Below are 9,020 nucleotides of genomic sequence, written 5' to 3'. Positions count from 1 at the left end.
GGGGGGCGGCGGTCGGCTCGGGCGCCTTGGCGCGGGCAATCATCGAGCGCACCGAACCGGAGGCGGCGCGCTGCTGCTGGAGGTCAGCGGCGACCTTCGCGTCGACGAGGAGCGCGCGGCCACCGTTCTCCTCCTGCCAGAGCAGGTGGCGGCGCACGTCCAGGAGCACTTCGGCCAGCTCCTGCGAGGATTCGGGCGTGTCGTCGTTCACGGTATCGGATCGGTAGCGGAGGGCCTGCCCCGGCGCAAGGAAGCAGGCGGAGAAGTTGCCCGTACGCTTAGCCCAGGGGCGGGCCCTCCGCCACCTTCCGGGCAGAAGGCCGGGCACGGGTCGGGTCCCGGACAGACTCCTGGCGAACCTTCTTTCCCTCGGGGCGACACACGGGGAAGGTCGGGCGCGGCGGCGGTCTTCCGCCCCTTTCCAGGAGCAGCGCGCAAATGATCAAGGTGGCCATCGTCGTTGGAAGCACCCGGCCGGGCCGCAAGGCGGATGCCGTCGCCAACTGGGTGCACGGCATCGCCAAGAAGCGCACCGACGCCGAGTACGACATCGTCGACATCCAGGACTTCAACCTGCCCCTGCTGGACGAGCCGACCCCACCGTCCCAAGGCAAGTACACCCAGCCCCACACCCTGGCCTGGGCCGCGAAGGTGGCCGCGTACGACGCGTATGTCTTCGTCACGCCCGAGTACAACCACAGCACGTCCGGCGCGCTGAAGAACGCACTCGATTTCGTCTATCGCGAGTGGAACAACAAGGCCGCCGGCTTCGTGGGCTACGGCAGCGCGGGCGGGGTGCGCGCGGTGGAGCAATTGCGCCTCATCGCCGCCGAGCTCCAGATGGCCACCGTGCGCGCCCAGGTGCAACTGTCGCTCTTCACCGACTTCGAGAACTTCGCCGTCTTCAAGCCCGACCCCAGCAAGGAGAAGGGCGTGAGCACCCTGCTGGATCAGCTCGTCTCCTGGGGCACGGCGCTCCAGACCGTGCGCGTGAAGAAGTAGGCCTCATGTGTCCTGGCGGGACCGCTCGGAGGCGGCCCGCCGCAGCACCTCCGCCGTCTCCGGGTCCGCCGGAAAGAACGACTCGATGGCCAGCTCCGCGAGCGTGATGTCCACGGGCGTGCCGAACACCGTGGTGGTGCTGAAGAGGGACAGCCGCCCCAGCGACGTGCGCACGCGCAGGGGCACCACCACGCCCGCGAAGTCGCGCTCCTTGCCCTCCACGGCCGCCTCCGGCACCGGATAACCCCGCAGCTCCTCCAGCAGCGCCGCGAGCGTTGCATCCGCCGTGACGTCCACCTGCCGGTGCAGCCGCGTGAGGACGTGGTCGCGCCACTGGCGCAGGTTCTCGATGCGCGGCGCGAGCCCCGACGGGTGCAGGCTCAGGCGCAGGACGTTGACGGGCGGCTGGAGCACTTCCGGAGGCAGGTCCGAAAGCAGCACGCCCACCGCGCGGTTCGCGGTGACGAGCGTCCAGTGCCGATCCACCGCGAGCGCCGGGTACGGCTCATGGCCCGCGAGCACCAGCTCCACGGCCTCGCGCGTGGCCCGCAGCGCGGGGTCGTCCAGGGGGCGCTCGGCGTAGACGGGCGCGAAGCCCGCGGCCACCAGCAGCCCGTTGCGGTCTCGCAGGGGCACGTCCAGTTCCTCCGCCAGGTGCAGCAGCATGTCGCGGCTGGGCTGGGAGCGGCCGGTCTCCAGGAAGCTGACGTGACGGGTGGAGACCTCCGCGCGCAACGCGAGATCCATCTGGCTCAGGCCCCGCCGCTGACGCCAACCGCGCAGCAGCTCTCCGACGGGACGGCTCTGCTGAAGGCTGGTCATGGCCCGAAGATAGGGGGCGCACGTCATCGCTTCCATTCCCTCGGAGGTAATCGACAGCGCACGGGCCGGCTCGCATCTTGTGCCCCGTCGTCTCCAACCTCCTCGCAAGGGAACGTGTGCCATGAGTCTCAAGAACGTGTCGGGAAGCCTGTTGCGTCGCGCGCTGCTGCTGGACGGCGTCGCCAGTGGGGCCATGGGCCTGTTGATGGCGGCGGCCGCGGGCCCCCTGGGTCCCCTGCTGGGATTGGAGCCCGGGCTCCTGCGCGCGGCGGGACTGGGGTTGATTCCGTTCGCCCTGCTGCTCGGGTACCTGGCGTCGCGGGACACCCTGCCCGCGTGGCCGGTGTGGTTCGTGGTCGCCGTGAACGGGCTGTGGGTGGTGGACAGCGTGCTCCTGATGACCCACGGCCCCACGACGCCCACGGGGCTGGGGATGCTGTTCGTCGCGGCGCAGGCGGCGGCGGTCGCGCTGTTCGCGGCGCTGGAGTACGCGGGCCTGCGGCGCGGCACCGCGGCCCTGGCCTGAGCCGGTGTCGGATCCGCGCGGCGGGGCTTCACGTCATGCCGCGCGGGCGCCGGGGCGTTGTTATCCTGACGAGACATGGCCTCCTTCCTCCGTCCCTGGCTCATCGCCGCCGTCCTCTCCGCTGGAGCCTCCGGGTGCGCCACCCTGGGCGGTGCCGGGGGCAAGGGCCTGGTGACGCTGCACTACGGCTGGCCGGAACAGGCGTCCATGCGGGTGACCCACACCCTGGACGTGCGGACGGACTGGAGCGGCCGGACGACGGCGCAGCGCCGGTTCACGATGACGCTGGGCCCGGTGGACGACGAGGGCCAGCGGCGGTTGTCCTTCCACGACGTGGAGCTCATCGAGTCCCCGGTCCCCACCTTCGTCGAGCCCCTGGCCACGGGCATCATCGACGCGCAGGGCGACTTCCAGGGCATTGATCCGCTGGAGGACAGCCCCGCCCAGGCCTTCCTGGACGCGCTGCCGCTCAGCCCACGGAAGAAGGCCCAGATGACCCGAGGCATCGCCGCCGGGCTGGAGCAGGATGTCCGGGACAAGTGGAACCAGTGGGTGGGCAGCTGGCACGGGGCGCGCCTCAAGCCAGGGAAGCTGGAGGTCATCGCCTCGACGATCAATGTGGGCGCCGGTCGCAAGAAGGTCAAAGAGGTCCCCGCGGAGGAGCGCCAGCAACTGGACGTGGGCGTGCCCTGCTCCGACGCGGATCCGGAGCCCCGGTGCGCGCGGCTGCATGTCGTGCGGGAGCCCGTGGGACAGACGGACGAGACGGAGGGAACCTACGCGCGAGTGGAGCTGGAGCTGGTGACGGACCCCGCGACGCTGCTGCCGCACTCGTCGCGCATCATCCGCATGGACCGCGTGGACTGGAATGGCCAGGGCGGCGAGCCTGACTTCCATGAGTCCGTGCACGTGGAGCAGCACACGTTCATCCACGGCATGGACACCACGGCGGGCCCCATGGCCCGGGTGCTCCCGCGTCAGCCCATGCCCACCTCGCTGAAGTAGTCCAGAAACGCCCGGATCCGCGCCGGCAGGTGCCTCGCGGGATCCAGGAACACCGCGTGGAAGACCACGGTGTCCCCCGGGTTGCGCTCCTCCAGCACCGGGACCAGCCGTCCGGCCGCCACGTCCTCGCGCACCTGGAAGGCCGCGATGCGCGCGAGGCCCGTGCCCACGAGCGCCAGCCGCCGCAGCGCTTCGCCGTCGCTGGCCTGCACGTTGCCGGCGCAGGGGACGTTCACGACGGCGCCGCGCTCCACCACGGGCCAGTGCTCCAGGGTGGGCACATGGCTGGCGCTCATGCGGTTGTGGCGCTCCAGCTCCGCCACCGTCTTCGGCGTGCCCGCGCGCTTCAGGTAGTCCGGCGCGCCGACGATCATCTTGCGCGTCTCCCCCAGCCTGCGCGCGATGAGGTTGGAGGACTTGAGCGGGCCCGCGCGGATGGCCACGTCCGCGCGCTCCTCCAGCAGGTCCACCACCTGATCCGTGAGCGCGACGTCCAGCGTGATGCCCGGGTTGCGCGCGAGGAACGCGGGCACCTGGGGCAGGAGGAAGTGCGTGCCATAGGGGACGTTGGTGTTGACGCGCACGCGGCCCGACGGCGCCTCGTTGGTGGCGACGCCGCGCTCGGCTTCCTCCAGCTCCGCGAGCACCTGGACGCTGCGCTCGTAGAAGACGCAGCCCTCCGAGGTGAGCTGGAAGCCCCGGGTGTTGCGGTGGAGGAGGCGCGCTCCCAGGCGGGCTTCCAACCGGGCGACCAGCTTGCTGACCGCCGACGGCGTCATCCGCAGCGTGCGCGCCGCGGCGGAGAACCCCTCCTGTTCGACGACCCGGACGAAGACTTCCATCTCTCCGGAGCGGTTGATGTCCAGACGCGCCATGGAATTGAACTCACAAGTGCTGTGCCCACGGAGTGCCTGTCCGGTGCCAGCGCCCGCGAATACTAGACCTCTTGCGGCGCCGGAAGCGCTCCCACAACGGGCCGCGTGGAGGACAGCATGCGCACGCACAAGAACGTGGCCCTGGTCGTCGGGGCCCATGGAATCATCGGACTCAACCTCATCGCCCACCTGGAGACACTGGAAGGCTGGGAGGTCATCGGCCTGTCCCGGCGCGGCGGCGAGGATCGCGACAGGGTGCGCTACGTCTCGGTGGACCTGCTCGACGCGGAGGACTGCCGCAAGAAGCTGGGCGGCCTCACGCAGGTGACGCACCTCTTCTACACCGCGTTCCAGGACCGGCCGACCCCCGTGGCGATGGTGGCGCCCAACCTCGCCATGCTCGTCAACGTGGTGGAGGCGGTGGAGCCCGTCGCCAAGGGGCTGAAGCACGTGAGCCTGATGCAGGGCTACAAGGTCTACGGCGCGCACCTGGGCCCGTTCAAGACGCCGGCCCGGGAGACGGACGCGGCCCACATGCCGCCCGAGTTCAACGTGGAGCAGCAGGACTTCCTGGAGCAGCGGCAGCAAGGCAAGGCGTGGACATGGTCGGCCATCCGTCCGTCCATCGTGGCCGGCTACGCGCTGGGCAACCCGATGAACCTGACGCTGGCCATCGCCGTGTACGCGGCGATGTCGAAGGACCTGGGCCTTCCGCTGCGCTTCCCGGGGACACCGACCGCGTACGACATCCTGCTGGAGGTGACGGATGCCGGGCTTCTGGCGCGCGCCACCGTGTGGGCCGCCACGGAGCCGAGGGCCGCCAACCAGGCGTTCAACATCAACAACGGCGATCAGTTCCGGTGGAGCGAGATGTGGCCGAAGATCGCCCGCTCGTTCGACCTGGAGGTGGCCCCTCCCCTGCCCCTGTCGCTGGTGGACGTGATGGCGGACAAGGGGCCGCGCTGGAACGCGATGGTGGAGAAGCACGGGCTCGCGCGCCATTCGTACCAGGACGTGTCCGCGTGGCCGTTCGCCCAGGGTGTGTTCTCCACGGGCTACGACTTCGTCGCGGACGGCTCCAAGGCCCGCCGGTTCGGCTTCCACGAACATGTGGAGACGGAGGCGATGTTCCGCGACCTCTTCGCGGACTTCCGCCGCCGCAAGCTCATTCCCTGAGCGGCCTCCGGGCGTGGGACGGGGCCGCTCCCGGGACGCTCAGAGCACGGCCCGGGCCTTGAGGATCTCCTCCAGGAGCGGCACGGCCTTCGCGCCCTGGTTGTCATCCACCAGGAGCGCGGCGCTGACGTAGCGGCGAAAGGCGCCCTCGGGGGTCCCCGCCCCGGGCAGCTCCGTCCCCTGGGAAGACAGGGCGTGCTCACAGGCGTGGATGACGCGCGTGTGCAGGTAGCGCGACAGGTCCAGGAACAGCGTGTTCGCCGGCGCCTGCTTCGCCCAGGCCAGCACGTCGCGGCAGTAGTCCGCGCCGCCCTCGCCCTTCATGTACGCGCGGTAGCCGTCATACGACGGAGCGCCGGACGCGCCCACGTCCGCGTAGTGCCGCGCGCTGATGAAGCGCAGCTGCGTGTCCCCTGCGGCTTCCACCCGCGTCTTCCACTCCGGCGACTGCCGCGCGCGCGCCAGCGCCCGGAGGTAGAGGTCGAAGTTGTCCTTGAGGTGCAGCAGGTGCTCCGGCAGCCAGTGGTCCGTGAAGGGCCGCAGCTCCCGCTCCGCGTCCGGGATGGGCACCAGCGCCAGCGCCGTCATCCCGTAGGAGGCCCGCAGGTTCGGCTCCACGGAAGGATCCAACGCGCCCCGGGCCAGCGCCCCGCGAACCTCCGCCTCCGGGGTTGCTTGGCGGAACGCGTACAGGTGGCCGTGTTCGAAGAAGTCACTCTGGTAGAGCGAGGCGAAGCCCGCGCGCAAGAGCGCCGAGTGGATGTGCCGCACCGGCACGAAGGGCTCCGGCTGCTCCAGCCCCGTGGTGATGTGGAAGTCCCACAGGTTGGTGTTCATCTGGAGCACCCCGTCCGGCGCGAGCCGCGCCAGCGCCAGGGAGAAGAACTCCTGGCTGACACAGTGCGCGGGCAGCTGCTCGCCGGAGAAGATGTCCACGACGATGTAGTCGTACTCCTGGGTGTCCTCGCGCAGGAACAGGCGCGCGTCCTCCACCACCCGGCGGACGTTGGGGCTGCGCATCGCCGGCACGTAGCGCTGCGCCAGGTCCATCACCAGCGGATCAATCTCCACCGCCGTGATGCGCGCCTGGGGGTTGGCCTCCAGGATGGCGGACACCACCCCGCCCAGCGCGGTCCCCAGGATGAGGTAGCGCCCGGCCCCGCGGGAGAGGCCCACGTTCGCGTAGGCCGTGGTGAACTGATCCTTCAGCGGCTGGCCCGGGTAGACGGTGGAGTGCACGTAGTCGCGCGACGGCATGAACTCCAGCTTCTCGTCCCCGTCGCCGTCCTGGGAGCGGAAGATCTTCACGTTCCCGTAGAGGGATTCGGATTCGAAGACGGGGCGCTCCGCCGCTGAGGCGGGGGCCCGCGCGGCCCAGGCGTCACGCAGGAGGGGCGTGGCCACCACCGCCACCAGCAAGACGCCGCCCGCGAGCGCCGTGACGGGCGCGCGCTTGCGCACCAGCACCAGCCCCGCCACCACGATGAGCCCCAGCGACCCGATGAAGATGCCCAGCGTCGTGGGCACGCCCAGCAGGGGGATGAGCACGAAGGAGGGCAGCGTCGTGCCCACGATGCTTCCCACGTTGGACACCGCCATCAGGTTGCCCGCCGTGGCGCCCACCCCGCGCGGGTGCGTGGCCAGGAGCCGGATGAGGAACGGCGAGACGTGGCTCAGCGCCAGCATGGGCCCCATGTAGAAGATCAACGTGGCGACCGCCGGTGGCATCAGGTGCCCCGCGAGCCCGCTGGAGAAGACCTTGCGCAGGTCGAAGCTGAAATCCAGCAGCGGTTCGGAGAGCAGCCCGCCCGTCACCCAGACATACACCACGGCCAGGGAGATGACCCCGAGCAGGAACTCCAGCGGCGCATTGCGCTGGGAGAAGCGTCCGCCCAGGAAATAGCCCGCCGACAGGGCAATCATCACCAACGCGAGCAGGACGCCCGTCACATAGATGGATGAGCCGAACGTGGTCTGGAGCACCCGGAAGGCACACATCTCCAGCAACATCACGTTGAAGCCACCCAGGAACGCGAGCCCATGCAGGTACACCGAGAACAGGCGTGAAACAGGTTGCGGCTCAGCGGAAGTAGACATGTCCGATATCCAGCGGGAAGAGAGGGGTGAAGGCAAAGCATTCGCTGTCCGCGTTCCACGGACCCGCGCCCATCAAAGCAAACGTGTCAGACATTCATTGCATCATGCGCCCCACCAGCAATTGAGAGACGCCTGTGGCAGGATGGAACTCCCATTGAATCCGCGAAACAGCGTGAGCAATCCGACTTCATGACAAGTACGCAGACATCGCGCCGCGGCCTGGCGACGTTCGGGGTGTTGTGGTTGGGTCAGCTCGTGTCCATCCTGGGTTCGGGTCTGACATCCTTCGCGCTGGGCATCTGGGTGTATGAGCAGACAGGCTCGGTGACGCAGTTCGCGACGATGACCCTGTGCGCGGTGGCGCCCATCGTGCTGCTGTCGCCCGTTTCGGGCGTGGTGGTGGACCGGTGGGACCGCAAGCGGGTGATGCTGGTGAGCGACACGCTGGCGGCCCTGAGCACGCTGAGCCTCATGGTGCTGTACACCGGCGGGAACCTGCGCCTGTGGCACGTGTACCTGGGCGTCTGCGTGACGGCCGTGGCGGAGTCCTTCCAGGAGCCGGCGTTCATGGCGGCCTCCACGGTGCTCATCCCCGAGCGCCACCTGGGCCGGGCGAGCGGGATGGTGCAGCTGGCGCAGGCGGCGGGCCGCACGCTGGCCCCTCCCCTGGCGGGGCTGCTGGTGATGCACCACGGGCTGTCCACGGTGATGACCCTGGATTTGGTGGGGTTCGCGGTCGCGGTGGTGACGAACCTGGTCGTGCGCGTGCCCCGGCCGACGCGCAGCGCCCAGGGGGAGCAGCAGGCCCGCGAGAGCCTGGGCTCCAACCTCACGTTCGGCCTGCGCTACATCCTCCAGCGGCGCGGGCTGATGGGGCTGCTGGCCTACTTCTCCATCGTCAACCTCACGCTGGGGCTGGCGGAGATCCTGGTGACGCCGCTGGTGCTGAAGGCGTTCACCCCGACCCTGCTGGGACAGGTGCTCGCGTGCAGCGGCGTGGGCATGCTGGTGGGCAGCGCGCTGATGACCGTCTGGGGCGGCCCGAAGCGGCGGCTCACCGGCATCGTGGGCGCGGGCATCCTCTACGGCGTGAGCCTGATGCTCGCGGGGCTCCAGCCCTCGCTGCCGCTCATCGCGGCGGCGGCCTTCCTGCTGACGTTCTTCAACGCCCCCATCGCGAGCTGCAGCCAGGCGCTGTGGCAGTCGCTGGTGCCCGCCGATCTCCAGGGTCGCGTGTTCTCCGCGCGCATGGCCCTGGCGTGGTTCTCCACGCCGGTGGCGTACCTCATCGGCGGGCCGCTGGCGGACCACGTCTTCGAGCCCGCCATGCTGCCGGGCGGCGCGCTGGGGCCCGTGTTCGGCGGGCTGCTGGGCACCGGCCCGGGCCGTGGCATCGCGCTGATGCTGGTGCTGATGGGCCTGCTGGCCGTGATGGCCGCCTTCGTGCTGCCCCTGTACCGGCCCGCGCGCGAGCTGGAGTCCACCGCCCCCCAGGCGCCCCCCCGCGCGGTCAGCCC

Annotated in this window: 8 protein-coding genes and 1 pseudogene; 5 read left to right on the top strand and 4 right to left on the bottom strand. The window is 70.1% G+C overall.

Annotated features, from left to right (window positions below; genetic code table 11):
- Nucleotides 1–211 (bottom strand): annotated as a pseudogene (locus D7Y13_RS33120) (uracil-DNA glycosylase); the annotation flags it as partial.
- A 227-nt stretch (nucleotides 212–438) separates the two neighbouring features.
- On the opposite strand from D7Y13_RS33120, the gene D7Y13_RS33115 reads away from it, so the two are divergent.
- Nucleotides 439–1,002 (top strand): NADPH-dependent FMN reductase, encoded by a 564-nt coding sequence (locus tag D7Y13_RS33115; protein ID WP_120537456.1) that lies wholly within the window; start codon nucleotides 439–441, stop codon nucleotides 1,000–1,002.
- A 3-nt stretch (nucleotides 1,003–1,005) separates the two neighbouring features.
- Here D7Y13_RS33115 and D7Y13_RS33110 read toward each other — a convergent pair whose 3' ends face one another.
- Nucleotides 1,006–1,824 carry a helix-turn-helix domain-containing protein gene (locus D7Y13_RS33110; RefSeq protein WP_120585115.1) on the bottom strand — a complete coding sequence of 273 codons (819 nt, stop codon included), beginning with the start codon at nucleotides 1,822–1,824 and terminating at the stop codon, nucleotides 1,006–1,008.
- Between the two features lie 121 nt (nucleotides 1,825–1,945).
- Here D7Y13_RS33110 and D7Y13_RS33105 point away from each other — a divergent pair, with 121 nt between their 5' ends.
- Both D7Y13_RS33105 and D7Y13_RS33100 read left to right on the top strand, forming a co-directional pair.
- A complete protein-coding gene (locus tag D7Y13_RS33105; protein ID WP_120585116.1) occupies nucleotides 1,946–2,350 on the top strand; it encodes a hypothetical protein in 405 nt (134 codons plus the stop codon).
- Nucleotides 2,351–2,425: 75 nt separating this feature from the next.
- On the top strand, nucleotides 2,426–3,355 hold the full coding sequence (locus D7Y13_RS33100) for a hypothetical protein (protein ID WP_120585117.1): 930 nt from the start codon (nucleotides 2,426–2,428) through the stop codon (nucleotides 3,353–3,355).
- Here D7Y13_RS33100 and D7Y13_RS33095 read toward each other — a convergent pair.
- Nucleotides 3,328–4,230: a LysR family transcriptional regulator gene (locus D7Y13_RS33095; protein ID WP_120585118.1), complete on the bottom strand. Its 903-nt coding sequence runs from the start codon at nucleotides 4,228–4,230 to the stop codon at nucleotides 3,328–3,330. The two genes, D7Y13_RS33100 and D7Y13_RS33095, sit on opposite strands and share 28 nt — an antisense overlap.
- A gap of 117 nt (nucleotides 4,231–4,347) precedes the next feature.
- On the opposite strand from D7Y13_RS33095, the gene D7Y13_RS33090 reads away from it, so the two are divergent.
- Entirely contained in the window at nucleotides 4,348–5,406 is a 1,059-nt protein-coding gene (locus tag D7Y13_RS33090; protein ID WP_120585122.1) for an SDR family oxidoreductase, read from the top strand.
- Nucleotides 5,407–5,445: 39 nt separating this feature from the next.
- On the opposite strand, the gene D7Y13_RS33085 is transcribed toward D7Y13_RS33090, so the two are convergent.
- Entirely contained in the window at nucleotides 5,446–7,503 is a 2,058-nt protein-coding gene (locus D7Y13_RS33085) for a spermidine synthase (RefSeq protein WP_147444439.1), read from the bottom strand.
- Nucleotides 7,504–7,692: 189 nt separating this feature from the next.
- Between D7Y13_RS33085 and D7Y13_RS33080 the strand changes: the two genes are divergently transcribed.
- Nucleotides 7,693–9,020, top strand: a 1,328-nt coding sequence (locus D7Y13_RS33080; protein ID WP_120630892.1) for an MFS transporter, incomplete at its 3' end; no start/stop codon positions are given.

Origin of the sequence: Corallococcus praedator (assembly GCF_003612125.1) — a bacterium.
Taxonomy (GTDB): domain Bacteria; phylum Myxococcota; class Myxococcia; order Myxococcales; family Myxococcaceae; genus Corallococcus; species Corallococcus praedator.
This window is presented reverse-complemented; position numbering and strand designations above follow the sequence as displayed.